This is a genomic window from Bacillus sp. RC242, assembly GCF_044908245.1.
Classification (GTDB): Bacteria; Bacillota; Bacilli; order Bacillales; family Bacillaceae_G; genus Bacillus_A; species Bacillus_A mycoides.
In genome coordinates this window covers 1-25,169 of record NZ_JBIYCZ010000006.1, presented here as the reverse complement: position 1 = coordinate 25,169, position 25,169 = coordinate 1, and the positions used below count along the sequence as shown (strand labels likewise).

Below are 25,169 nucleotides of genomic sequence, written 5' to 3'. Positions count from 1 at the left end.
AAATCAGTTACTTTTAGTATAGCATACTACAACTCATTTTCTTTACGCTTATGTGTTAATTTTATAATCTCATTTTCTGTAAAATACGTTAGTAAATGCGCATGGCATGTAAAGAAGATAACTTGTCTATCTTTCGCAATTTCCTTTATAAGTTCAATCGTTCGATTCGTCCTTACCGCGTCAAAATGTACGAAGCTATCATCAATAATAAATGGATAGTCATGCTCAAACGTTTTCGCTAGTGCAAATCGTAACGATAAATATAACTGCTCCGCTGTCGCTTGGCTTAGTTCATGACTGTAAAAACGCATACCATCGTTACGTTCGACAATGAAAGGTTCCGCTTCTGACGGTGAGAATATTTTACTGTATCTTCCGCCTGTTAAATACACGAAATATTCTTCAGATTTTTGTAAAATGCGCGGCAAATGTACTTCATGATAATATTGCTTCGTTTTCGTTAATACTGTCTTTGCGGCCGCATAAGCAGCCCACTTCTTCACTTGTTCACGCACTTGTGATTTTTTCATTTCCCACTCATGTAGTAAATCACCATACGTACTGCCTTCTTCTAAATTCGCAATTTCTATTCGATGCTTCGCAATACGCTCTGTCAGTTCTTTCTCCCCTGCAAGACAGCTTTGCGCGGCTGTAATTTCTTGCTTTAATTTTTCATCATAACCGTCAGCCTCATAATGCTCAGCTAATGACAAACTCGTTAAGCGCTGTTCTAACAAATCAATTTGAGGTAATAAACGCCCCACTTGCTTATCCGCGTCTTCACGTTTCTCTGCCAATTTTCCTGCTTCTAAAAACATCTCTTCATCTGTAGATTCTGCGATATGCCATAACCCATCTCGCTCTACTAGTAGTTGTTTTAATTGCTCTTGCATGTACTCATATTCTTCTTGCCATTCCGCCAGCTTCTCTTTCAGCTGCTTACAAGTTTGGCGCTTCTCTTTCTCGTTTTGCATACGACTTTGCGCCTCATGCAAATTGCTATACTCCGTGCTACCGATAACAGTTTCTAGTTTATGCTCAAAGTGCGAAATCATTTCATACAATGAAGATTTCCGCTTACTTTGCTTCTCTAAATCACGATATAATTGCTGCATTTTTTCAATACGCTCAAACGCCGGCAATATGTGCGCATACGTATAAAATTCTGGGAACATATAGCGCGTTTTATACGCATCTACTTGTTCTCCTATTTGGAAAGTTTCTCTCTCCCATTCTTCATACGATGAAACGACTTTATCATAAGCTCGTTCCATTTGCTGCAACTTATACGACTCACGCTCAAATAGCTTACGAATCTCTTCATCTTTTTCTAACTGATAACGAACAGACATCGCTTCTTCACTTTGACGCCCGCCAGCACTTTGCTGAAGAGTAAGAAGCTCTTCTTGTAATCCACCCGAAGGATCTTTATATAAAACGAGTGCTAAAACAATCCCTACAAACACAATCACACTAATAAATAACAGCACGCGGTTATCTATAAATAGACTCGTGAATAAAACAAGCGTGTTAATAAGAAGTAACAGAAGACAAATTCTTTGCCACTGTTTTTTCTTTTGCTGAGCTGCCCCTGCTTTTTCCTCATACTTGCGCTTCATTCTCTCTGCGCCCATTCCTAAAAATGCCGCATCCTGAAATGATTTTTCTTTCTCAACTAACATATTTTTTTCTTCATCAGCTAACATTTGCTGGCTGATTTGTCTTATATTTTCTTCTTGCTCTTCTAATTGCTCTTGAGCCGTTTTAAAACGTTCATCAAGCTGTGTTTTTTGCGTTTCTAACTCTCTCGCTTTTTGCACAGTTTGCGTAATTAACTCTTTCGTCGCTAAACTTATATCAAATGAAAGAACAGTCTCTTGTTCAAAAGTAGCACCAATTTGTTGCTCTAGTTCTGCGATTTCTTCTTTTATATTCGCAATACTTCCCGTCATATCACGCATTTCTTGGCGTGCATTTTCATAAGACATGTGCTGCATACGAAGTTCTTCTACGTAACTTTCTTTTTGTAAAAATGCTTCATCTATTTCTGTGGAATCAATTTCTGATTGCACTGTTTCTATCTTTTTTTGAAGTGAATCTACTTGTACTTGGAGCGGTTCTATCTTTGCCTTTACCGCCTCATAGCGCGCCATTCCGTTTACAGGAAACTGCCCGTTCTCATTTTCTAACACTTTCTCGTGCGCACTCTTTTCAATAACAAGAGGCTCAAGCGCCGCTAATATTTCATAATCTTGCTTTCGTTTTTCGGCTGACTCTTTTTCCGCACGAACAGAAGTAAGTTTCTCTTCACTTTCTTTTAACTGCTCGACCTGTTTTTCATACGTGCCAATCTTCCCTTGCCATTCTTTCATCTTTTCCTCAATTTTCTTCATCTCTTGCAGTGACACGTTAATTTCAGGATTACGACCACTCGGCTTAAAACGCTGATTCATTTCTTTTTCTAATTTTTTATCTAACTGCAATAACGCATCGCTTCCGACTGCGCTTGCCGAAAATAAATAATTACCGATATCCGCTTCGCCGAGCTGATGAATATTTTGAAGACCATGCATATCAAATGAAAAAACAGAATCAAATAAGCTTTCATTCACACCGCTTAATATATCGTTTAAAATAGCTTCGCCGCCAGTTTTCCCGTCTTCAAAATAAACGGTCACCTCACCAACTGCCGTCTTTGGCAATCGTTCAATTTTTAAACGGCCGTACTTCTCTATTTGAACAGTCATCGCTCCGCCGTACTTCCCGCCTTCTTTCGGCTCATAACGACGCTGTCCTCTCGTCGGAAAACCGAATAAAATACTTTTCATAAACGAGCGAATTGTCGATTTCCCCGCTTCATTTTCACCGTACAGTACCGTCAACATTGACAGATCCATTTCCACATTTTCTAGTTTTCCATAGCCATAAATATGGAGTTTTTCAATTCTCATTTTTTATCCCTCTCTTGCTGGAATAATTGCTCTAAAATAATATTTTCCGCTTCCTTTTGAATCTCTTTCTTCTCTTCTTCCGTAAAAGCTTCAATACTATTACGTGCTACAGGAGATGTCCAAATCGTGCGCAATACTCCATCCATATTTGTGAAAGCTTCTAACTCTTTCAGAACACTACCGACGAAATGATTTTCTTCTTTCAAACGTTCAATTTCCGCAAAAGAAACCGTCTCATTTTTCCACTTCATCGCATACACAAAGTCTTTTCGCTCTTCGCCAGCTGCTAAAATATGAAAAATCTCTTCCACGCGCTTGTCTTCACGCAAATAAGGAGAAAGTGGTCCCTGTCCTGTAAATATGACAGTTAAAAGCGTACCTTCCTCTTCTCTTCTGCATTCATTCATCGCACTTGACGCGCTCGTCATAAGGTCATCAACAGTTTCCAGTCCATCAATATTTACTTCTATCTCATCCCATACAACATCCGCCGTATGGAAAAATGAACATTGCGTTCCTTGTTTCGTGAGTTCAATCAGGTACGCACCCTTTTCTCCTGTTTCCTTACGATGACGTCCTTGTATATTACCTGGATAAATAATGCATGGATCTTCTGATAGAATTTCACGTTTATGTATATGGCCAAGAGCCCAATAATCAAACTGCTTTTCTTTTAGCTCACGAATTTGAAACGGTGCATAGCGATTATGCTCTGCATCCCCTTCCACACTTCCGTGAAGCATGCCAATATGAAAAGGCGCATCACTCATTTTCGTATACTGCGCTGTCATATTATCCGTTACCGCTTGCTGCAAATAACTAAACCCGTAAATAGAAGCTAATAGCTCACCATTTTTATAAAATGATTTCTCTTCTACATAAGGCTCCGTAAACACATGAACATTTTCTGGAAACTCAATTGCTGCCCAGCTTCCCCCTAAATGATCGTGGTTACCGTGAATAATAAAAACAGGGATATCGTACTGCGACAGTCTCTTCATTTGCTCGCGCACAAACACTTGCGCTCTCAAACTTCTCGTCTCCGCATCATACAAATCCCCGGCTAGTAATACGAAATCAACGCGCTCTTGAATCGCTTTATCAACAATACGTTCGAACGATTCAAACGTACTTTGCTTCATTCTCTCCCAAACAGAATGCGCAACATTCATTTCCATTCCTTTAAACGGACTATCCAAATGCAAATCAGCCGCATGTATAAACTTCACTTGTTTCACAAATAACGATCCTTTCTTTTTCCGTACTTTACTACGAATAGTAAATCTAGTGCCCATAAAACTTCCCCTTTATTTTACCACGCAATGTCATATATTTCTTTGCATATTCTAGTGATTTATGCCAAAATAGTTATAAGATTCTGATTTTTATTATTGGAGGGAATTTTCATGGGAGTATACGTTCTAACAGTCTTTGAAAAAGATGGTTCTAAAGCATTAGACGAATCATTCGAGGCGGCAACTGAAAAAGAAGCGAAAGCAAAAGGTGAATCTATTTTACAAGAGAAAGGATTGTATGAAAAAACACATCGCTGCACATCTTCTGCAGGTAAGCTCGTTTTATTCCAGCGCTAAAAAAAGAAGCGTCATCCGCTTCTTTTTCACTCTACTATATCTTCGTCACACCACGTAAACGCCACATCTAGAATACGATTACCGATACGTACGCGTTTATTCCATTTTCCTGTTTGGATCTGATGTTGCAATTCCGCTTTCATCTTTTCCGTCCAGTCGTGAATCGTGTCACTACGGTCGTACGGATATACGCCTGGAAATTCTTCCTGCAGAAGATGCAAGCTCTCTGCATCAAAATGAAAATGGAAGAAGTAGTTTGCTGTAAGCGATGGTTCTTGCAATCGTAAAAAATGATCATCAACTTGCTTTCTATTTCTATAGAAAGTAAAGATATTCACTTTACCGCTCGTAATTTGGTCAATTTGAATTTCGTGCTTCTCTATAATCACGTCTTGCCCACCTCGTTATATACTACCCTTAGTATATATGTCTTTTGCAACAAAGTTAACCATTTTCGCGCGAAATTCATTTCCTTCATTATATTACCCGTACCTCCAAGTACAATCAGGACAAGTAAACAAAGTTGAAGGGGAGCGATCACATGTATTTCGGAAGCAAAGGTTGGTATGTAAAAGAACTTAAAAAATTAGGGATTCGTACTTACGAAGGTAAAAAACTAGAATCTTATCGTACACATATTTTATCTAGTTTACTTGAGAGAATGAAGAAAGCTTCGGCTTAATAGATGTAGGAAGCGACTACGGTTGCTTCCTTTTTATTTAGTAAATAAAAAGAAAATCATCATACTTTAACTTTACCGTTATACTTCCTTGATAAAAACCGCCCATTATCAACTGAATCTCTAGTACCAAATACTCTTCCAGATAATCATTTGTATATATTTTAAATTCCCCACACTTATTAACCCGTCCGCTTCCAACATACATATCACTACTTGTTATGACAATTGTTGAATGAGGTTCTGCACGGCCCAATATACAATTATCACCATATTCCACAGAATCTATCGTTATTTTTTGATGCATATTATTAACTGAACCTATACAGTTCTTATTACACAAATTAACATCTCTTTCTTCAGCCCTCGAAAGCGCTCGATTCCTGCTAGTCTTTTCTGAAGAGAAAGCAACATTCCCCAGCCAACTAAACCTATCAAATATAGTAATAGGTAGAAACATCTACGTTAACTCCCCCATTCTTCCAATACTTCCTTCTCATTTTTTATCAACTACAGTCTTTTAATGAACTTACAGCAATACGTTTTATGTCGGGATAAAAGAAAACAGCTTTGATTTTCCATTCAATTTCGCACTGTTAATTTGTACAGAACACATAGAATACTGGTTTTCACCCCAGATGTAATGACAACACTACACAAAAGAAACCACGGTCCATTAAATGTAAATCCACCTTCAAATATATTAATAATAATTATGTTGCCAATTATTAAGAGAATCCATGAAATGGAATACTGTTTTCCATTTGTAATATATAAAATTTCATCCTCATAACAGACTGTAATTCCCCCACCTTGCCAAACACCAATAGCGAAAGAAATAAGCGTAACTGCCAGTAACTCTGCTTGTAAATCCCTAGTCATTGGTTGCGGCGCCGTATAAGTAATAATCCCTATCATCATGAGAAAAGTTATAATATCTATCCAGTTTAATTTTCTTTGTTTGCTTTGCAGCCAAATAAAGAAAATTAATACAGGAATTAAAAGCAAAGTTTCCATTTAATTATTCTTCTTCCTTTCCTACATTAGAAACGTCTATAATTGTAATGCAATTAGATTATTCTTAAATCTCTCATACTTTCTGAAGCATAACATGAGAAAGAAATAAAAAAATCGTACAAAAGGGCAAGCCTATAATGTACGATTGGGCATATATAATGTTTTAAAAATGAATTAACTTCCTTTCAATAGATACAGCTACTGCTTCTGACCGTGAATTAACACCTAATTTATTGTATATATTTGTTAAATATGCTTTTACCGTTCGCTCAGCTATTCCCATATCAAATGCAATTTCTTTATTCTTATATCCGCGCGCAATAGCTTTCAGCACAAACAATTCTTTAACCGTTAAGTTATTTTCTGCAACCTTATCAGCATGTACTTCTTTCCTTTTATACTTCACTATCTTTTCCATAATATTTGGTTGTAGTAAAATCTCACCTCGAATAGCCGCTTCCAATGTTCGAAACAAATTCTCACGATCCGTATCTTTTAGCAAATATCCTTTTGCCCCTAACTCAATTCCCTTTAACATTAATTCATCTTCGTTATAAGTAGTTAATATAATAATCGGCGTATGGTTTTGTTTTTCATTCAAAGCCTCAATTGTTTCTAAACCACTCATTTTAGGCATATTCAAATCCATTAAAATGACATCAGGTTTCTTCTTTTCTATGAAAGAAAGGGCTTCTTCTCCGTTTGCAGCCTCACCTATAATTTGAAATGAATCACTCGTTTCTATTATTAATTTCAGACCTTCTCTTACAACAAAATGATCATCTACAATTAATACGTTATGCTTCATGGCTATCTCCTTCTTTATTTATAGGCACTTGAATATACACTTTCGTACCTTTCATCTTTTCACTCAATATATGTATTTCTCCCTTAATCAATCGAACACGCTCATTTAGACCAATTAAACCATAATGTCCAGGATTCTTACCGATATATCTAGTGTCAAAACCAATTCCATTATCTTCAACTTCAATAGTAAGTTTTTCAAGATCATCGATATATTCAACATTTAAATTTACATCTGCTGCCTGTGAATGTTTTGCGATATTCGTTAAACATTCACTAATTACATATAAGCAGTGCTCTTTTACTACGCTTGAAATATACGGTGGGCTTTGGATAGTAAATCTCACATGTATAGACGTAGCTTCAGAAAAACGTTGAACCTCTTCTTTTACTGCTCCATTAAATGAATTAGTAGTATGACGCAAATCATCAATAACCAACCTTGCATCATGTAAAGTTTGTCTCGCTCTTATCATAGTTTGTTTCATAATCTCTTGAGATCGTCCTGTATTCCCTTTTTGCATATGGGCATCTATTGCTTCCAATTGCATAATTAAGCTTGCTAAACCTTGCGCTAACGTATCATGTAAATCTCTTGCCATACGCTGCCTTTCATTAGCTAATGTCAATTCTTCCACTCTCATATATGCAGACTCTAACTCTTGAATATAGCTCTGTATACGATTACGTGCATCAAATTGCTGCTTATTAATATAAGAAAAAGGAATAATAATTGCTAACACTAAAAGAAACATAGAGATAAGAATAGCTAATTTATTCACACCATAATTGATACTAATTGCAGCACAAAATATTGCATACATAAGAGTAAAAACTGCCATTACTTTAAATATATTGTTATAAACATATAAGCTTTGGGCGATTAAAATAGGAGTTAATCCAACAAAAATCGCTATCGAAGCATTTGTTGCAATAAATGCAGCCAAAAACACAATGAAAAGTTGTACAAAAAAGAAGTACAACAATTGCCTATTTTTTAATGAACTCGCATACCAATGAAAAATAGTATGAATAACAATGACTATTGTAAAGAAAAAACTATCCATAGAGAAAATATTATTACGAAATTCTAAAAGCATTGAAGCTATATATACGAGTGTAACCCATAAAATAATAAACCTTCTTGGAATAAATACCACTTCCAATACATTTGTATCCAAATCTATATTTAAACTTATTTTTTTCATATCTGACCTCCACTATTACATTATACAAGATGCAACTTACATTTTGATAAAGTGAAGGCTTTTACATACAGCCCGACTCCCACAAATAGCGGGATAAGTCACTGATTCCTCTTCATCCTCATTACCAAATATAAATATGAAATATTGTATATCGAAATGCATTGATGTTTATGTAAGATTATTATTCAGCAATCCATACAATGCTACATAATTAATGTATATTTTAAAAGTTTGCACAATCAAAATCTCCTCAAAGTATAAACGACGACTTTCTGTTCCCTTTTATTTAGTGCTAATGAAATAATCATTTAAACCAAAAATGCTATAATTAACCCAATCAAACTAAGGGGGAACATTTATCTTGCACGGAAAACACATTCAATTTCATGAGTTTGGCAATCCAAAAGATGTGTTACAGGTTGAATATAAAAATATAGAACCATTAAAAGATAATGAAGTTTTAGTTCGTATGTTAGTTAGACCGATTAATCCATCTGACTTAATTCCCGTAACCGGAGCGTATGCACATAGAATCCCTTTACCTAACATTCCTGGTTATGAAGGTGTTGGTATTGTAGAAGATGTTGGCGCGGGCGTTACTAGAGACCTTATCGGTAAACGGGTTTTACCGTTACGCGGAGAAGGTACTTGGCAAGAATATGTGAAGACGTCAGCTGACTTTGTAGTGCCTATTCCTGATTCCATCGATGATTTTACAGCGGCGCAAATGTATATTAATCCCCTTACGGCGTGGGTCACATGCACAGAAACGCTAAACTTAAAACAGAATGACGTTTTATTAGTAAATGCTTGTGGATCCGCTATTGGTCATCTTTTTGCTCAGTTATCACAAATTTTAAACTTCCGATTAATTGCAGTTACGAGAAATAGTAAACATACAGAGGAATTACTTCAGCTTGGTGCCGAATATGTAATAGATACTTCCACTGCCCCGCTTTATGAAACAGTTATGGAGTTAACAAACGGGCTTGGTGCAGATGCTGCCATTGATTCTATCGGGGGACCGGATGGAAATGAATTAGCTTTCTCCTTACGTCCAAATGGGTGCTTTTTAACTATCGGCCTTCTATCAGGTATACAAGTAAACTGGTCAGAGATTATCACGAAAGCAAAAGTGCACGCGAATATATTTCATTTACGATATTGGAATAATGAAGTGTCACCATATAAATGGCAAGAAACGTTTCATCACTTAATTCGTTTAGTGGAAAATAAGCAATTATATTTTATGACGGTACATTCTACGTATGACTTAGCGGATGTGAAAAGTGCGGTTGATGTCGTACAGTCTGCTGAAAAAACGAAAGGGAAAGTGTTTTTGACGGGTTAGTAAATGCTATTGAAAGATCTATTTTGATTGATTTTTTCAAAATAGATTTTTTTATGTCTTATAAACCCTATTTTAGTATCCCCGCTTCAACTACCTAAAAAATAACATTGTCAACAGAACTTAAATTGGTTATCATAAAAGCGAATATAACAGGAGATGAGCAGATGAATATAAAAGAAAAGAAATCTTTTTCAAAAGTTTCTCGGCGGAAATTAGTCGATGAAGTGTTGGAACGTCTACAAGAGAAAATCTTTTCTGGCGAGTATGAAGTTGGCGATCGCCTCCCTACAGAGCCGCAATTAATGGAAGAGTTAGGAGTAGGACGTTCAACGCTGCGAGAAAGCATAAAGATATTAGTACATGCCGGCATATTAGAAGTTCGACAAGGACAAGGTACTCGTATTGTCTCACTAAATACAACGCAAGATTCATTTGAAAAACGACTGCAAGCAGCTAATATTAATCATGTGTATGAAGCAAGAAATATGTTAGATAAAGAAGTAGCTATGTTAGCGGCACAGCGCCGAAGTGAAGAGGATCTTTTATACTTAAAAGGACATTTGAATAAAAGAAAAAATACCCTTCAAGAAGGAAATTATGTGGCATACATAGATGCAGACATTCAGTTTCATCTAGCAATTGCAAAGGCGAGCAAAAACGAAGTTCTACTTGATTTGTATCAATCTTTCGTACCTGCCCTTCGCCACATTTTAAGCCAATTAATATTAAATACAGTGAACTATGAAGATAACTCTGAAATTCATGAAAAATTATTCCAAGCTATTTTAAAACAAAATGCCGAAGAGGCACGAACATACGCCGTTCAAAATTTGGAGCTGAAATAAGCTCCTTATATATTACACTTAAACATCAGATGATATACTCAATAACATCTGATGTTTAAGAGAGGAGAAAATGAAATTGAAACATCAAGAACGAACTTATTTGTATATACTAGCACTATTTTTTGTTTCTATTAATTTACGTATCGGAATTACATCTGTTTCACCTGTATTAGAAACAATCCGACAAGACTTAAATATAAGCAATTTTTCCGTTAGCTTTTTAACAGCTATTCCTGTTTTTTGTATGGGGACATTCGCCTTACTGACTGGGAAGGTAATTAGGAAATACGGGGCAGAAAAATCAATTATGGCTTGTCTTATTTTAATTGGCTTGGCAACATGCATGAGAGCTTTTACCTTTTCCATTTCCACATTATTCGCGAGCTCTTTATTTATCGGCATTGGAATTGCACTTGCAGGTCCGTTACTATCAGGTTTTATTAAAGAAAAATTCCCTACGAAAATCGGCTTAATGATTGGCATATATTCAGTAGGTATGGGAACTGGTGCTTCTTTAAGTGCAGGGTTAACGATTCCTTTACAACATGTATTAAAAGACGATTGGAATATGGCACTCGCTTTTTGGGGTGTACTTACTATTATCGCTATTATATTTTGGTATCCGGTTATGAAACGAAAAAAGAATACGAGTACACAAGATAAAAAGAATAATAGTTTACCTTTAAGAAATAAAAAAGCATGGTTGTTCACAATCTTTTTCGGACTACAATCAGGAATCTTTTACTCCATTACGACTTGGCTTGCGCCCGCAAATCAAAATATGGGTGTCAGTAGCGAACAAGCTGGTACTCTCATAACTGTTTTTACAGTTGTTCAAATGATATGCAGCTTTTTAATTCCAACATTAGCGGATATTTATAAAAACCGAGCACTTTGGTTATTAGGGAGTATATGCTTCGTACTCGTAGGTTTATCGCTTATGATTTACCCACTAACTACACCATGGATTCCTTCTATTTTACTAGGTATCGGACTCGGCGGCGTATTCCCACTCGCTCTCATGCTACCGCTATATGAAACAAAAACTTCAGAAGATGCGAGTGCATGGACTGCAATGATGCAGTCAGGAGGATATATTATGGGCGGATTCATTCCTGTCCTAGCAGGAATCGCTCGTGATTATTTTAATAGCTATACGCAAGTTTTTATTATAATGGCACTTTTAAGCTTCATTTTATTCCTATTAACTTTAGTCATGAATAAAAGGAAAAGAAATGCAGAAGATCTTGTCTCCGCTTAAATTTAAAATGTTAATATATGGTATAATTTAATTAAAAACGAAAGGAGCTTCTAACATGTGGTTCATTTCGGCAATCGCGCCTGTTGTAATAGTTGGTGGAATTGTAGTATTTGTAATTAAAAGATTGGAACATAAATATAAGAACGGAAAATTAGGTAAGAAAAAATCTCAAAAAGCTCAACTGTTATTAGATAGTTTAATACCTATGGGAATGCTTGTTGGCTGTATAATTGGTTTGATTTTCGGTATGTTTTTTCCGGATTCCTCACTACTTTCCATTAGTTTAGGATCTGGAATAGGCTATTTATTTGGTTATTTCGCCTATGAAATTTATAGCAAGACAGGTAATGAGTTTTCATAATCCAAAAGAAATAAGTGAGGACAGTACATAGTAGCCATATACAATATGTACTGTCCTTTATTTTTGCATCAACGTTATCACCTTACCTTCCACATCCTATACACCTTTTTTATTGATTTTCCTCTCCTCCCTCTTTTGTATATCCACTTTTTTATTTTCATTGGATCTATACCCATAGTAAAGTAGAGCACATGTAATAACTGAACCTACAATATATCCTAAAAAACATCCTAACCAAAACATAATGTGACTGCCTCCAATGCTTTATAAATTTTATGTAATACAACGCCTTACATGCTCAATCGTTTATTTCTATAAACTATACACCCTCTAAAGTTATTCATACCATTATTTCTCCCCTTACCTCAAATAACAATTTTATTATTTATCATAAAGTTAACACTCTCGTTAAACATATATAAAGATTGTTGTATTTCTTACTTTTCTCCTTGAAAACAATATATACTACATTTGAAATAAGCGGGTACGTCTGCTTATTATCTAAATTCCCGTGCAATATCCCCTCACGAAATGCTAGGAGCAATCCTAGCATTTTTTACAATAACGTTTGACGAAAAAGTTTTGGCACTTTAAACATATGTAAATTATAGTTTCTTTTCAACTTTATCACTTAAACGGTTATATCATTTGAGTGAGCTAGTACATTCGCCCTCATCTTATTTTTTCCACCTATAAAAATCCATCCACTCTTCTTCATTTTAACTTTAATCATGAAACAAAAAAATCCCCTCAAAGCATGAACTTCAAGGGGGAGCCTGTTTTTTATTTACTTATATACGTACAGCTGTACCACTTACAGCAACCATTAACATTCCATCACGAACAACTTCGTAATCTACGTCAATACCAACGATAGCGTTCGCACCTTTTTGTTTTGCAAGTTCTTTCATTTCATCCATTGCGATATCACGAGCTTCTTTTAGCTTGCTTTCGTAAGAACCAGCACGACCACCGACAACATCACGAACAGAAGCGAATAAGTCGCGGACAATATTTGCACCCATAATAGCTTCACCATTTACAATATCGATATACTCAATAATTTCTTTACCTTGAATTCCAGACGTTGTTGTTACAATCATGACTGACACTCTCCTAATAAGTTGTAGTTTTTTAATGCGCTTTCTTATGTCTTTATTATGACACGGAAAAAGTATCTAATCTATTGAATTACCTTACAGGAGTGTGACAATTTTGTAAGAATAAAGCGCCTATTATGCTTAATAAAGTGCTTTAACATTCGGATACATAAACGATTCTCTATTTTCTTTCCAATCCTTTTCTACTTCTTTAAAAGTTGGTCGCCCTACTTCTTCCTTGTTTTTCTGTTTACGAAACCATTTCTTCACATACTGATCTCCATTTTTATTTTGAACTGTACAAAGAAAACTATTACTACTATCCTTTAATATTTTTACAATCACGAAAAGACACCTCTTCTCTTTTTAATATCATAATAGAACTTGATCTTTTACTATAAGCCCTTCCTCTCTTATAGTCATACGACTCCTCGGCCGCGCCAAAGTTGTAAGATTAAAAAACGATATTCACTATGTTTGCATTTTGCATAATTGATATGTGAAGTAAATATTATTTAAAGAAATCAGAGTTATAGGCGTTATGCTTATCAAATATTTTATAGATTTCTAACTTATCATCTAATTTTGCATCTACTAAAATTAATATATTTCCATCGTAAATGTATTCTTCATATTTCTTAGCATGTTCTTCGGGAATTCCTAATCCGATAAATGCTCCTATTAAACTTCCAGCTCCTCCGCCAATACCGGCTCCTCCAATAGCTGCTGCGATAGGTCCCGCTGCTACGATTGGACCCATTCCAGAAACGGCAAGTATACCAAGACCTGTTAATAAACCACCGAGTCCGCCTGCTACTCCTCCTGCCACAAGCCCTGTCGCTGAAAAGATATCCGCTTTATGTGCCGTTTCACTATTCACTTTTTCACCCGATTTTTCTTCCAGATGTTCAATTTCCTTTTGATCCTTCGCAATAGCTGAAATGTTACCCGCCGAGTATCCTTTATCTTTTAATTCATTAATAACGAATGCCGCATCATCAATTGTTCTAAAAATACCTACTATTTTTCTATCTGTATTCATAACTATTAACCTCCTAAAGTTTTATATAATGTATCTTTATCTTTCTTCATTTCTGTATACACTAACCTTCTTATTAACATAACCATTTACGAAAAAAGCGAATAGTAAAAGCATTACAAGCGAACCACTTAACAAGTAAATTAAATCAAATGTAATATCAATCATCATTTCATTCATGTATACCAGACTCCTTTTTATTTAAAGTAAAAGTATATTTTTATAGAATAGAAATCTTACAATTCATCTTCTGTCAATCTCTTTGTAGTATATGTATACCCTTCGTAACCCTTTCTAAACGTAAAAATACTATAATTATATTTTTTCTTATTTATATGTTTAACATTTTTTAAAACGGGTATGTTTATATTGTTATGCTTACTATATGGAAAGGAATATTTCGATGAATGCAATCCAATCTACTACTATTCTTTATAATGAAACACCTACAATAACGCAGATTCATCATTTTTATGCTTTAATGACAACATTTCAAACTAATTTATTTATAAGCAAACATGGAACACTTACTTCTATTAAAAGCTTAAGCACATTAATATCCTTTTTCCTTACTGTAAAAAAGAGAGAGCTTGTATTATTTATCTTTGAAGGAATAGATGCAAAAAAAGCTTTAAGAACACTCTTTCCTTCTTAAAAGTTTTATTATCCCCCTATTCCCTCGATCGTTACTTTTCATATATGTTTTTATATTTCAAAATGATTTCCTCTATTCAAAACGAGACCCCCTAATACAATAGGGGGATTTCTAGTTTGGCCTTATGAAAACTGATATAATATATATTACGTTTTTCATTCTTTACAATAGAAAACTTTTAATAACCTTGAAGGTAGGAATTTTTAATGAAATCGAAAGCAAAATTTAGTATTCGCTACAAAATTATGGCTGGTTATTTAGTTATGATTTTGTTCTTACTTATTTCTTTCATTATGTTAAACAATGAGATTTCCAATTTACAAAAATCTCGTAATTTTATTATTGATCACGATTTTAAAGTTCTTAATTTAACGAATCAAGTGGAGAAAGAATTGCTAACAATTGAAAATAAAGCGAAAGGATTTATTACTTCTAATAACGCAAATTACGTGCAATCCCTGAACACTGCGGAAAAGGATTACGAAAAACATTATCAAGATCTTTTGGCTCTATTAGAGGATAACCCCTCTCAGCAAGAAAAATTAAAACAGATTAACGAAAATATTAATAGTTGGATTAATAAAGAGATTCATCCATTAATTACAAATCATAATAGTAATAACATACAAGCAATCGACACGACTCAAATTCAGTCATTACAATCGCAGCTAACTAACTTCCGTGGTGTAGAGGAGCAACTAACGAAAAAAAGAGCTGCACAATTAGATACTGAAAATAATAAATTAGAGATTTGGTTATACAGTTTATTGTTCTTACTTTCTTGTATTTCTATTATCATTTCACTCTATATTTCGAATTCCATTACAAAAACGATTAAAAACGTAATTCAAGCTATTAAATCCATTTCTTCTAAAGAAAAAATTACTGAAAGAATTCATGTAAACACGCGGGATGAAATAAAAGAGCTTGCTCATACAACGAACCACCTACTAGACGAAATATCTAAAAGAGAGTGGTTACAAACCGAGCTTGCAGAATTAATTTTAATGTATCAAGGTATACCTTCTATTGAGATGTTAGGTAAAAAAATTCTTAGTGGAGTTATACAAAAAACGCAAACCTCTTGCGGTGCATTCTATGTACGTGAAGAAATTGAAGAAACTGTCTACTATGTGAAGAAAGCTTCTTTCGCTGATCAAGGTGCTGATATTGGAAAACAATCCATTAAAATGGGTGAAGGTTTAATTGGGCAATGTGCTTTAGAAAAACAAAGCTTTATTCTTCGAGAAATACCAGAAGAATTTCGTTATGTCACTAGCGGCTTATTAGAAATACGCCCTCAAAACCTACTAGTCGTCCCTATCTTATTTGAAGATGAAGTGATCGCAGTAATGGAGTTAGTAAGTGTAACTGAGATTTCAGACTTACATCAAGATTTAATTCAACAAACCGTTGATAACCTAGGTCTAACCATCCATAGTATTATGGGACGTATGCGAATTCAAACTCTTTTACATGAATCACAAGCAATGACAGAAGAGTTGCAAGTTCAATCAGAAGAATTGCAAACGCAAGCTGAAGAACTACAAATGCAAGCCGAAGAATTAAGAACAACAAATGAACAACTAGAGTCTAGAACTGAAGAGGCCGAGCAAAAGACAGCTGACTTACAAATTACTAAATCAGAATTAGAAGAAAAAGCAAGCGAAATATTACGTAGTTCAAAATACAAATCAGAATTCCTAGCAAATATGTCCCATGAATTACGAACACCGTTAAATAGTATTTTACTATTATCTGAAATGTTAAGAGAAAATCATGATAACCATTTATCCGATGATGAAATTGAATTAGCAACCGTCATTCATTCATCAGGAAAAGATTTACTTACTCTAATTAATGACATACTAGATTTATCTAAAGTAGAAGCCGGAAAACTAGACGTCATTTTTGAAGCAACGAACATAAGTGACATGGCAGCAAATATGCATCAAAACTTTTTACATATAGCTGCACAAAAAAATGTCGAATTTACTATTGAAGACAGTGATATTATTCCTGATTTATTTTATACAGATGCAAAGCGGATTGAGCAAATTATTAAAAACTTATTATCCAATGCATTTAAATTCACGGAAAAAGGATCCGTCTCTTTACATTTCGATCCGATAGAAACAACCAATTTGAGTAATGAAATGCAGTCTATAAGTAATGATTGGATTACAATTTCAGTAAAAGATACTGGTATTGGTATCGCTACAGAACAGCATCAACTTATTTTCGAAGCTTTTCAACAGGCAGATGGCGCAACGATTCGGAAATATGGTGGTACAGGCTTAGGATTATCTATCTGTAAAGAGTTTGCTAGATTATTAGGCGGTTGGATTACGTTAGAGAGTAATGTAGGAGAAGGCAGTACTTTCACAGTATATATTCCTAACCTTCCAAATGGGTTAACTGATATACAAGTATCCAATTTAGAAGTCGCAGCAACGATAGAAGATGTTATTCCTGCTGAAGTTATTGAGGAAACTATAGTTACTCCAGAAACAAATAACGTCTTCCAAGAGAAAACTATTTTAATTGTCGATGATGATCATCGAAATATATTTGCATTACAAAATGCATTAGAAAAACAACATGCCAACATTATTACTGCACAAAACGGCATAGAGTGTTTAGAAATACTAAAGAGCAATACAAATATTGACCTTATCTTAATGGATATTATGATGCCGAATATGGACGGTTATGAAACGATGGAACATATCCGAATGAATTTAGGGTTACATGAAATACCTATTATCGCATTAACTGCTAAAGCAATGCCAAATGATAAAGAAAAATGTTTATCTGCTGGCGCTTCAGATTATATAAGTAAACCATTAAATTTACATCAACTCTATTCGGTAATGAGTGTATGGTTAATAAAATAAGTGAGGTTTAGTTTAAGTGGAAAATAAGTATTATAATTTTGATCCATCCGTAGATATGGATAAGCGTACGAACTTAGAAATTGAATTACTATTGGAAGCGGTATTTAAACTGTCAGGATTTGATTTTCGCCAATATGCTCGCACATCTATTTATAGAAGAATTTGTAATAGAATGCAGCTCTCTAATATCCCTACCATTTCAAAATTAATTGAAAAAGTAATTCATGAGGAAGGGTTTTTAGAACAGTTATTAAATGATTTCTCCATTAATGTAACTGAAATGTTCCGTAACCCTACTTTTTTTAAAGCGTTAAGAGAGCATGTTATTCCTGAATTAAAAAAGTATCCTGAAATTAGAATTTGGCATGCTGGATGCGCAACTGGTGAAGAAGTGTTATCAATGTCCATCTTACTTCACGAAGAAGGATTAAGTGAAAAAGCTGTTATTTACGCAACAGATATGAATACGAATGTGTTAGAAAAAGCAAAACAAGGCATCCTTCCGTTAAATAAAATGCAAACTTATACGAAAAACTATTTACAAGCTGGCGGTACACAAGCATTTTCTAACTATTATTCAACAGATAATCGTTTTGCTTATTTTAATCCATCCCTTTTACAAAACATTATTTTTGCACAGCATAATTTAGTAACCGATCAATCTTTTAACGAATTTCATATTATACTTTGCCGTAACGTTTTAATTTACTTTACAAGTAAACTTCAAAACCAAGTACAGCAACTATTTTATGAAAGTTTAGGCCACAATGGATTCCTATGTTTAGGAAATAAAGAAACTCTTCGTTTTTCAGATATAATGCCGCATTATATCCAATTTAATCCTAACGAACAAATCTATCAAAAAATACAATAAAGTGAAACTTTAATCAGAGGGGGGTTATTCCCCTCTGATTATTAGCCCGCACCAATCGGGCGCTTACGGGCAATTGATCTCCCACCTATCTTCTTTGCTTCCGACTAAATTTTTTGGTGGGAGTCTTACTGCCCACAAATAGCGGGGTAAAAAGCGTATGAAATCCTATGTTTGGATTTCATACGCTTTTTATTTCGCATTCGTTTGTATCATAATTAGACACATATCATCTGATTGTGTTTTCTTCTGTTCTTCCTTATAAAATCCTTCTATCTCTCCTTCTAAATCTCCCCATTTTCTTTCTGTAAAAGTACGCAACTTCTCTTCAGACTCAAATTCATCATTTGCAATTGCTTCAAGAACACCATCTGTAAATAATACAATTTGAGCGTTCTTCTCAAAAGGTATGACTGTCTTCTCGACTTTTATTTCATCAAAAAATCCTACCGCACAACTCCCGCGATTTAGTTCCACTACATTCTCTTCATCAACTAAAACGTATCCAGAAGGATGTCCTGCATTTACATATTCAATTGTTCTCTTTTCTGTATCAACTACTAAGTATATCGCTGTAAAATAATATGGAATATTGTCATTCTCATTATGTAAAAGAGTCATATATTTATTTAAGTCTTTAATGACAAGTTCCGGATCGATTAAACATTTAATCGATTCACGTAATACAGACGAAATAAACATACAAACTAATGAAGCAGATACACCATGTCCCATCACATCTAATAATATAATACCGTAGCGGTTTTCATCGATTTTATACCAATAATACATATCTCCAGCTAGTTTGAATGAAGGTAAGTAACTTGCTTCAATTTTTATATGATCTTCTCTTAATGGGCTACTTAATAAGTTTCTTTGTACTTGTGTAGCTAAATCTAATTCATTACGAAGATTTTCCTCTTGTTCTTTATGCCAATTTAATTCCGATTTCAAGCGTAATGCCACACGCATACGAGCTAACAATTCAACTTTATTTATAGGTTTCGTAATATAATCCATTGCGCCTATATCAAGCGCTTCAGCTAATTTATTCGCATCTTCTAAAGCTGTTACAAAAATAATAGGAATATCTTTAAACTTCTCCTCGTTTTGTAATCGCCTACAAACTTCAAGTCCATCAATCTCAGGCATCATGATATCTAATAGTATTAAATCAATTTCATTATGCCTGGAAGAATCTTTTCCAAAATGGATGTATTCGAAAAGCTCTTGTGCAGAATTAAGCGATACAAGATCCTGATATCCGGCTTGTTTTAAAATTTTTTCAATTACAAAGATGTTAACCGGATTATCATCGACAATTAAAATGGACACAAGTTATTTCCCCTTTTCTTATTTAAAATGTAAATCTATTATCATTCTCTATTTTTCTAGTATTGCATACTCAGTTATAAAATAAAAATTTCCTACTCATACGTATTTATACAGCAAAAGAACAAACCCCCTAGAAATGAGAGTTTGTTCTTTCACTCTATAAATTTCCACTTTTAATTTAACACCATTGCTTTGTCATTTAAAAGGCGATCTAATTCTTCCATATGATTTGTTTCATCTGCGATCATATCTTCTAACTTTACAACTAACTCTGTCATATTTAATTTCGCTGCCTGTTCTTTTCTCGTTTCATAACGCTTAATTGTTTCATATTCTGATTGTCTAGCTGCTTCTAACATTTCTCTAACATCTTCTACTTGTTTCACTGGTAAAGGGATTGTAGTAGGTGTACCACCTAGCGTCTTAATTTTCTCCGCTAAATATAGGGCATGTCCTTGTTCATCACTAATTTCAGATTCAAAGAAAGGTTTTAACACTTGTCTATATATACCAGAAACCGTAGCTGCATTATGGTTATACATAATAATTGCCGAGTATTCTCCTGCTAAATCTTCATTCAATCCTTCGATTAGTTCTTTCACATCGTGTGACATTTTAATATCTCCTCCTATACTTAATAACTACCCCTTTTCTCATGTTTTAAACATAATTATTTTAAATTTTTTATGTATCTAAAAACGCCGCTTGCTTCAATTTACTTATGGCTTGTCTTTTAATACGAGAAACGTGCATTTGTGAAATACCTAACCGTTCCCCTGTATCCTTTTGATTTAAATTTTCTCCAAATATATAATGAATAACACTCTTTTCCGTATCATTTAATACGTTAAAAATATCATCTAAAACGAGACGTCTTTCTGTCTGTTCATATCCTTGCTCTACTTCACCTACAGATTCAATTCTCGCTACCGAACTTCCATCAGATGAATTTTCAACTACATCATCTAAGGAAGATACTTGATAATTATTTTTAGCATCCATAATTTCTAGAACTTCCTCTTCGGATAGTCCTAAATGATTCGCAATCTCTATAATCTTCGGTGAACGTTGTAGGTGATCTGTTAGCTCCTCTATCGCAAGTTTAATTTTCCCGCCTAAATCTTTAATTCGCCTTGGAACATGAACGCCCCAAGTTTTATCACGTAAATACTTCTTTATTTCCCCTACTATCGTAGGTATTGCAAACGGTTCAAAAGCATTCCCTATCGAATAATCATACCTTCTTATTGCGCCTAAGAGCCCTAACATCCCTACTTGTATAATATCCTCATGCATCGGCCCACCTTTTGAATAGCGGTATGCAATGGAATATACGAGATTTTTATAGTGATTAACCAACCTTTCCTGCGCTTCATCACATTGGTTTTGTTGGAATTCTGCAATTAGTTTAATAACGTCTTCTTTAGTAAGATTTGTAGGTTGAGATTGGATTTCCATCATTCTCCACCTGCTCTCTTTGTATATATTTTGTCATTAAAACTGTCATGCCCTCATCATGCATAATTTGTATATCATCCATTAACGTATTTATTAAATATAAACCTAAACCATTTTCCGGCAAATGTTCTACTGGTTTATTAATATCATACGGACCAACTTTACTTTTTAAGGCGCTAAAATCAAAGCTAACTCCATTATCCGCAACCATAATTTCTAATCGACCTTCATATAGACCAAAGACAATTGTAATTTCTCCAACGTCTTCTTTATATGCATGTTGTACAATATTTGTACATGCTTCACTAATAGCAATTTTCATATCTTCTATATCGTCATAAGCAAAGCCCATTCGATTCGCAACACCAGCCATTGTTAAACGAATAATAGCCACATATTCTGCTTTTGCAGGAATTTTCATTTCTATCTTTTCAAATTTCTCCATCATCCCTAGTCACCTTCTTTCTACTTTTTCAAAATCTGAATTCAAATTTAATATTTCTGTTAGTCCTGTAATATCGAATAATCTTTTTAACCTTTTAGATACACCAATAAACTCTAGTTTCCCATCATTTTTCTTAATTGCTTTTAATAGCGCTATAAAAACGCCTAAACCTGTACTATCCATATAATCTACCTTATTAAAATCTACTACTATATAAACCTCTTTCTCACTTGCAATAGGCATTACCTTATTTTTTAAATCTGATGCCGTATACGCATCAATCTCACCATTAAGTTGTACTGTATAACCTAAATCATTTTGCAAAATATTTATTGCCAAATTCATCATTTCCGCCCCCTTATCTCAAACTACTACTATTTAATTACCCATAAAAATTAGTTTTAAACATATTTTTTCATTTTAATTATAAATAAATTTTCTACACCTTTCTCAGCTTAACACTAAAAAAAATACTACCAAATGTTTAAACCTTATAAATTTGTGTATGTATAATGTATAAACATTATTTTTAGGGGGATCTATCTATGGAAGAGCACAGCTTTAAAAAGGGAGATTTTGTTCAATTTTCTTATCGACACGATCATGCTACAAAATTAATTGGTTCCATTATTAACATACTAACGAATACAATTGTAGTTGATATAGGTAATAGCGAGGACTTATCTCATATAGAACCAAGGCAGGTCGTAAGAATAAATAATTGTAAAAAAGTAACGATAGCTTAATATGTAATCTCAATCAGTGGGGCCATCCTCACTGATTCCTATGTAAAATACATTAAAAAAGCATCCAAATTATTTTAATTGGATGCTTTTTTAATGTATTTTTATCAGTTTATTAACTTTATAGCTACATATAATAAACTTAAGATTACTATTCATTATCATACTTACGCTTTCCGTAGCATTCTAGAAAAGAATGTAACGATTAAAATAAAGACGATTGCACCTAATAAAGCTGGAAGAATAAAGATGCCTCCCCATTCAGGGCCCCAGTGACCAAATAACGCACTACCTACCCAAGATCCGATTAATCCGGCAATAACATTACCAACTATACCTAAAGGAAAGTCTTTTCCCGTAATCATTCCAGCTAACGCACCAATAAGTCCACCTACAATACACGTAATAATAAGTCCCACAATTAGACCTCCTATATATTTTTATAATGGATTTATCAAGCTTTGGCGTTTAACCAAAGCTTGATAAACATGTATTATTCTTTGTTATCCAATCCATCACTTATCTTTTGTTCCACTTTTCCGACTTCTTCTTTTACAGTTCCCTTCGTCTTCTCCCACTTCCCTTCATTTTTCAACTCTCTATCTTCTGTAACTTCACCAATTCCTTCTTTTACTTGTCCCTTTTTCTTTTCAACTTTACCAGTAATTTGTTCTTTTAGCCCGCTCTCACTCATATTTCCAATCTCCTTTTCGTAATAGATTTGTAGATTTAAAGAGTATGAATTTAAATAGAATACGTGCATCTTCTTTCTTGTAACCATTCACCGACTCTTTCTAAATCCTTAACGAATAACAAGATTTTCCCTTCATCCAGTTTTTCTTCATAAAAGTTAGCTTCTTCCTCATTAAGTCCTAATTCTTGCATCTTATTTCTTAACTGATCTCCTGTTTTTTGAAAAACATTAATAATACTTGTCCCAAGTCCCTCTTCTTTTATTCCAATTGTATTCACGTCTACATTGTCTGCGATTCTATCTGTCCTTTCTTTCTCATGTGTTAATACGTAAATATCTTTTTGGTCTATTCCTTTCTTCACTAGATCATTCGCTGCATTCATGACCTCTTTCTCCGTAATAAATTCATATACAAAAGGCTTACTATACTTCGTTTCCATCTTTAACTTCCTCCTCTAAAATGAATTATTTGTTATATTATATGTAATACACCCATTTTCGAAATGTTAAACATAAAATATGAAAAAAATTATGTGAATTTTGATTTTGATAGAGAATGAACCGCATATTTTTCATATATACGCTTCATATTATTCATACGAACATCATTAAAACTAGTAAACATGTCTCCCTATGATTTACAAAATTATCTCCTTACAATAACTACCTAAAATAACAGAAAATTGTTATAATTAAACGTAAGGAGGGATACTATGAAAAAAATCATATCTATATGCGCTCTAAGTGTTCTATCTTTCACTTTAATAGGTTGTACAAGCACTTCTACTACAAACAATACTCCAACAACTAAGCAAGAAAATACGAAAAATGCCATTCAATTAAACTCTGCAGACATTACCAACATTGAAATGTTTAGAACAACAAGTAATACTAGTTCCAAATCTCAAACAGATAACGAGGAAATGATACAATCAATCGCTTCAGCAGTCCAAAAAGGAACACCGAAAACAATCACACTAGATCAAAAAAAGAGGGCATCTGCGCATTCTACTATAACCGTTACATATAAAGATGACTCAAAAGAAGAGTTTCTTGTGTGGGGTGATAATAAGGAACAAATTACGATTGCTAAAGATGAGAAGAAAGATAAAGTTGAAGGTGTGACGGTGAATATTAAAGACGCTAAGATAATGAAGGATTTTTTTAAAAATGATAAAACGTAAAAGGATCCCCATCAACTTAAGGATTCAAAATCAGCAAAAAATTTTGTTCAGAAACACTATAAAATTCCAGCCTAATAGGTCTGTGGCGAGACCGTATATTATTAAACTTAAAATGTTTCAAATCGAAGGAAGACACCTTATAAGGTGTCTTTTCTTTATTTTCAAAAGGACCTGCTCAATTCATGCTTAAAAACATAAAGTAAAGTGAACCCGTTAAAATACATGAGTGACCCCTTGTTTTATCCTCTTATCTAAAGGAGGAACTATTATGGGCTTTGGTGGTAGTTGTGGTAGTTGTGGTAGTTGCGGCGGCGGCGGCTTCGCTGGAGGATTTGCTTTATTAGTTGTATTATTTATTTTATTAATCATAGTTGGAGCTAGCTGCTTCTGCTAAAAAACTATCGGAAAAAGACACTCTTATATGGGTGTCTTTTCTTCATGAAAAAATCCCCGTGCTAAACAAAAGATAAAATAAGCTGCCCATATGGACAGCTTATTTACATAATTATCGTTCTCGGAAGTAAAGTTTTAAAAGTAATTTATCCATAGTGATATTAAAATTACTACTAACAGGGGGAGCACCACATCGCTATCAAGCTAACAAAATAAAATCCCCCCTAAAATGAAAAAATACGCTATTCTTTCTGTAGAATCATAGGAAAGGATGGCGTTTTTG

The 25,169-nt window shown here is 34.1% G+C and carries 31 protein-coding genes; 12 read left to right on the top strand and 19 right to left on the bottom strand.

Annotated features, from left to right (window positions below):
• Positions 1-26 precede the first annotated feature (26 nt).
• Together ABH957_RS13090 and ABH957_RS13085 are read right to left on the bottom strand one after the other, a co-directional pair.
• Positions 27-2,951 carry an ATP-binding protein gene (locus ABH957_RS13090; protein WP_404511386.1) on the bottom strand — a complete coding sequence of 975 codons (2,925 nt, stop codon included), beginning with the start codon at positions 2,949-2,951 and terminating at the stop codon, positions 27-29.
• A complete protein-coding gene (locus tag ABH957_RS13085; protein WP_404448342.1) occupies positions 2,948-4,189 on the bottom strand; it encodes a metallophosphoesterase family protein in 1,242 nt (413 codons plus the stop codon). Before ABH957_RS13085 ends, ABH957_RS13090 begins: the two co-directional genes overlap by 4 nt.
• A 168-nt stretch (positions 4,190-4,357) precedes the next feature.
• Here ABH957_RS13085 and ABH957_RS13080 point away from each other — a divergent pair, with 168 nt between their 5' ends.
• Complete coding sequence (locus ABH957_RS13080) at positions 4,358-4,543, top strand: YhzD family protein (protein ID WP_000539551.1); 186 nt, start codon at positions 4,358-4,360, stop codon at positions 4,541-4,543.
• A gap of 26 nt (positions 4,544-4,569) precedes the next feature.
• Here the strand turns inward: ABH957_RS13080 and ABH957_RS13075 are convergent, their stop codons facing one another.
• On the bottom strand, positions 4,570-4,932 hold the full coding sequence (locus tag ABH957_RS13075) for a hypothetical protein (protein WP_002011092.1): 363 nt from the start codon (positions 4,930-4,932) through the stop codon (positions 4,570-4,572).
• Positions 4,933-5,084: 152 nt separating this feature from the next.
• Here ABH957_RS13075 and ABH957_RS13070 point away from each other — a divergent pair, with 152 nt between their 5' ends.
• Positions 5,085-5,225 (top strand): YflJ family protein, encoded by a 141-nt coding sequence (locus ABH957_RS13070; protein WP_000273535.1) that lies wholly within the window; start codon positions 5,085-5,087, stop codon positions 5,223-5,225.
• Between the two features lie 37 nt (positions 5,226-5,262).
• On the opposite strand, the gene ABH957_RS13065 is transcribed toward ABH957_RS13070, so the two are convergent.
• The 4 genes from ABH957_RS13065 to ABH957_RS13050 form a co-directional block, all read right to left on the bottom strand.
• A complete protein-coding gene (locus ABH957_RS13065) occupies positions 5,263-5,682 on the bottom strand; it encodes a hypothetical protein (RefSeq protein ID WP_404448160.1) in 420 nt (139 codons plus the stop codon).
• Positions 5,683-5,804: 122 nt separating this feature from the next.
• Entirely contained in the window at positions 5,805-6,239 is a 435-nt protein-coding gene (locus ABH957_RS13060) for a hypothetical protein (RefSeq protein ID WP_002064089.1), read from the bottom strand.
• Between the two features lie 163 nt (positions 6,240-6,402).
• Positions 6,403-7,047, bottom strand: a complete 645-nt coding sequence (locus ABH957_RS13055) for a response regulator (RefSeq protein WP_002087211.1) — start codon at positions 7,045-7,047, stop codon at positions 6,403-6,405.
• The gene (locus ABH957_RS13050) at positions 7,037-8,254 is read right to left on the bottom strand and encodes a sensor histidine kinase (protein WP_404448155.1); all 1,218 of its coding nucleotides are present in this window, start codon (positions 8,252-8,254) and stop codon (positions 7,037-7,039) included. The genes ABH957_RS13055 and ABH957_RS13050 overlap by 11 nt, the downstream gene beginning before the upstream one ends.
• Before the next feature lie 361 nt (positions 8,255-8,615).
• Between ABH957_RS13050 and ABH957_RS13045 the strand changes: the two genes are divergently transcribed.
• From ABH957_RS13045 to ABH957_RS13030, 4 genes are all read left to right on the top strand, one after another.
• Positions 8,616-9,605, top strand: coding sequence for a zinc-dependent alcohol dehydrogenase family protein (locus ABH957_RS13045; protein ID WP_404491257.1), 990 nt, complete (start codon positions 8,616-8,618; stop codon positions 9,603-9,605).
• 164 nt (positions 9,606-9,769) lie between these two features.
• Positions 9,770-10,450 carry a FadR/GntR family transcriptional regulator gene (locus ABH957_RS13040; RefSeq protein WP_404448149.1) on the top strand — a complete coding sequence of 227 codons (681 nt, stop codon included), beginning with the start codon at positions 9,770-9,772 and terminating at the stop codon, positions 10,448-10,450.
• Between the two features lie 70 nt (positions 10,451-10,520).
• Positions 10,521-11,711, top strand: a complete 1,191-nt coding sequence (locus tag ABH957_RS13035) for an MFS transporter (RefSeq protein WP_404491258.1) — start codon at positions 10,521-10,523, stop codon at positions 11,709-11,711.
• A gap of 55 nt (positions 11,712-11,766) precedes the next feature.
• Complete coding sequence (locus tag ABH957_RS13030) at positions 11,767-12,072, top strand: hypothetical protein (protein ID WP_404511384.1); 306 nt, start codon at positions 11,767-11,769, stop codon at positions 12,070-12,072.
• Positions 12,073-12,863: 791 nt separating this feature from the next.
• Here ABH957_RS13030 and ABH957_RS13025 read toward each other — a convergent pair.
• The 4 genes from ABH957_RS13025 to ABH957_RS13010 form a co-directional block, all read right to left on the bottom strand.
• Complete coding sequence (locus ABH957_RS13025; RefSeq protein WP_000637510.1) at positions 12,864-13,175, bottom strand: YbjQ family protein; 312 nt, start codon at positions 13,173-13,175, stop codon at positions 12,864-12,866.
• 138 nt (positions 13,176-13,313) lie between these two features.
• Positions 13,314-13,517: a DUF4028 family protein gene (locus ABH957_RS13020; protein WP_242311192.1), complete on the bottom strand. Its 204-nt coding sequence runs from the start codon at positions 13,515-13,517 to the stop codon at positions 13,314-13,316.
• Between the two features lie 166 nt (positions 13,518-13,683).
• On the bottom strand, positions 13,684-14,214 hold the full coding sequence (locus ABH957_RS13015) for a general stress protein (RefSeq protein WP_061674060.1): 531 nt from the start codon (positions 14,212-14,214) through the stop codon (positions 13,684-13,686).
• A gap of 36 nt (positions 14,215-14,250) precedes the next feature.
• Positions 14,251-14,391, bottom strand: a complete 141-nt coding sequence (locus ABH957_RS13010) for a hypothetical protein (RefSeq protein WP_404455697.1) — start codon at positions 14,389-14,391, stop codon at positions 14,251-14,253.
• A gap of 223 nt (positions 14,392-14,614) precedes the next feature.
• Here ABH957_RS13010 and ABH957_RS13005 point away from each other — a divergent pair, with 223 nt between their 5' ends.
• The 3 genes from ABH957_RS13005 (at position 14,615) to ABH957_RS12995 (ending at position 18,637) form a co-directional block, all read left to right on the top strand.
• Entirely contained in the window at positions 14,615-14,866 is a 252-nt protein-coding gene (locus ABH957_RS13005; RefSeq protein WP_000991707.1) for a hypothetical protein, read from the top strand.
• A 206-nt stretch (positions 14,867-15,072) separates the two neighbouring features.
• Positions 15,073-17,763: an ATP-binding protein gene (locus ABH957_RS13000; RefSeq protein WP_404511382.1), complete on the top strand. Its 2,691-nt coding sequence runs from the start codon at positions 15,073-15,075 to the stop codon at positions 17,761-17,763.
• A gap of 16 nt (positions 17,764-17,779) precedes the next feature.
• On the top strand, positions 17,780-18,637 hold the full coding sequence (locus tag ABH957_RS12995) for a CheR family methyltransferase (protein ID WP_002168988.1): 858 nt from the start codon (positions 17,780-17,782) through the stop codon (positions 18,635-18,637).
• A 189-nt stretch (positions 18,638-18,826) separates the two neighbouring features.
• On the opposite strand, the gene ABH957_RS12990 is transcribed toward ABH957_RS12995, so the two are convergent.
• The 5 genes from ABH957_RS12990 to rsbV form a co-directional block, all read right to left on the bottom strand.
• Positions 18,827-19,969, bottom strand: coding sequence for a SpoIIE family protein phosphatase (locus tag ABH957_RS12990; protein WP_404455691.1), 1,143 nt, complete (start codon positions 19,967-19,969; stop codon positions 18,827-18,829).
• A 173-nt stretch (positions 19,970-20,142) separates the two neighbouring features.
• A complete protein-coding gene (locus ABH957_RS12985) occupies positions 20,143-20,583 on the bottom strand; it encodes a ferritin-like domain-containing protein (protein ID WP_002011070.1) in 441 nt (146 codons plus the stop codon).
• A gap of 70 nt (positions 20,584-20,653) precedes the next feature.
• Positions 20,654-21,430, bottom strand: coding sequence for an RNA polymerase sigma factor SigB (gene sigB, locus ABH957_RS12980; RefSeq protein ID WP_002188580.1), 777 nt, complete (start codon positions 21,428-21,430; stop codon positions 20,654-20,656).
• On the bottom strand, positions 21,393-21,875 hold the full coding sequence (rsbW, locus tag ABH957_RS12975; protein WP_404455688.1) for an anti-sigma B factor RsbW: 483 nt from the start codon (positions 21,873-21,875) through the stop codon (positions 21,393-21,395). The genes sigB and rsbW overlap by 38 nt, the downstream gene beginning before the upstream one ends.
• A gap of 6 nt (positions 21,876-21,881) precedes the next feature.
• The gene (rsbV, locus tag ABH957_RS12970; protein WP_002011067.1) at positions 21,882-22,220 is read right to left on the bottom strand and encodes an anti sigma b factor antagonist RsbV; all 339 of its coding nucleotides are present in this window, start codon (positions 22,218-22,220) and stop codon (positions 21,882-21,884) included.
• 197 nt (positions 22,221-22,417) lie between these two features.
• On the opposite strand from rsbV, the gene ABH957_RS12965 reads away from it, so the two are divergent.
• Positions 22,418-22,618, top strand: coding sequence for a methyltransferase (locus ABH957_RS12965; RefSeq protein WP_002140674.1), 201 nt, complete (start codon positions 22,418-22,420; stop codon positions 22,616-22,618).
• Between the two features lie 164 nt (positions 22,619-22,782).
• Here ABH957_RS12965 and ABH957_RS12960 read toward each other — a convergent pair whose 3' ends face one another.
• The 3 genes from ABH957_RS12960 to ABH957_RS12950 form a co-directional block, all read right to left on the bottom strand.
• Positions 22,783-23,034, bottom strand: a complete 252-nt coding sequence (locus tag ABH957_RS12960; protein WP_000522902.1) for a GlsB/YeaQ/YmgE family stress response membrane protein — start codon at positions 23,032-23,034, stop codon at positions 22,783-22,785.
• 74 nt (positions 23,035-23,108) lie between these two features.
• On the bottom strand, positions 23,109-23,309 hold the full coding sequence (locus ABH957_RS12955) for a CsbD family protein (protein WP_404455684.1): 201 nt from the start codon (positions 23,307-23,309) through the stop codon (positions 23,109-23,111).
• A gap of 50 nt (positions 23,310-23,359) precedes the next feature.
• Positions 23,360-23,749, bottom strand: coding sequence for a YflT domain-containing protein (locus ABH957_RS12950; protein WP_242311198.1), 390 nt, complete (start codon positions 23,747-23,749; stop codon positions 23,360-23,362).
• 273 nt (positions 23,750-24,022) lie between these two features.
• Between ABH957_RS12950 and ABH957_RS12945 the strand changes: the two genes are divergently transcribed.
• Both ABH957_RS12945 and ABH957_RS12940 read left to right on the top strand, forming a co-directional pair.
• Entirely contained in the window at positions 24,023-24,493 is a 471-nt protein-coding gene (locus ABH957_RS12945) for a hypothetical protein (protein WP_404455681.1), read from the top strand.
• Positions 24,494-24,761: 268 nt separating this feature from the next.
• Entirely contained in the window at positions 24,762-24,887 is a 126-nt protein-coding gene (locus ABH957_RS12940) for a YjcZ family sporulation protein (protein WP_215588150.1), read from the top strand.
• The last annotated feature ends 282 nt before the right edge of the window (positions 24,888-25,169 follow it).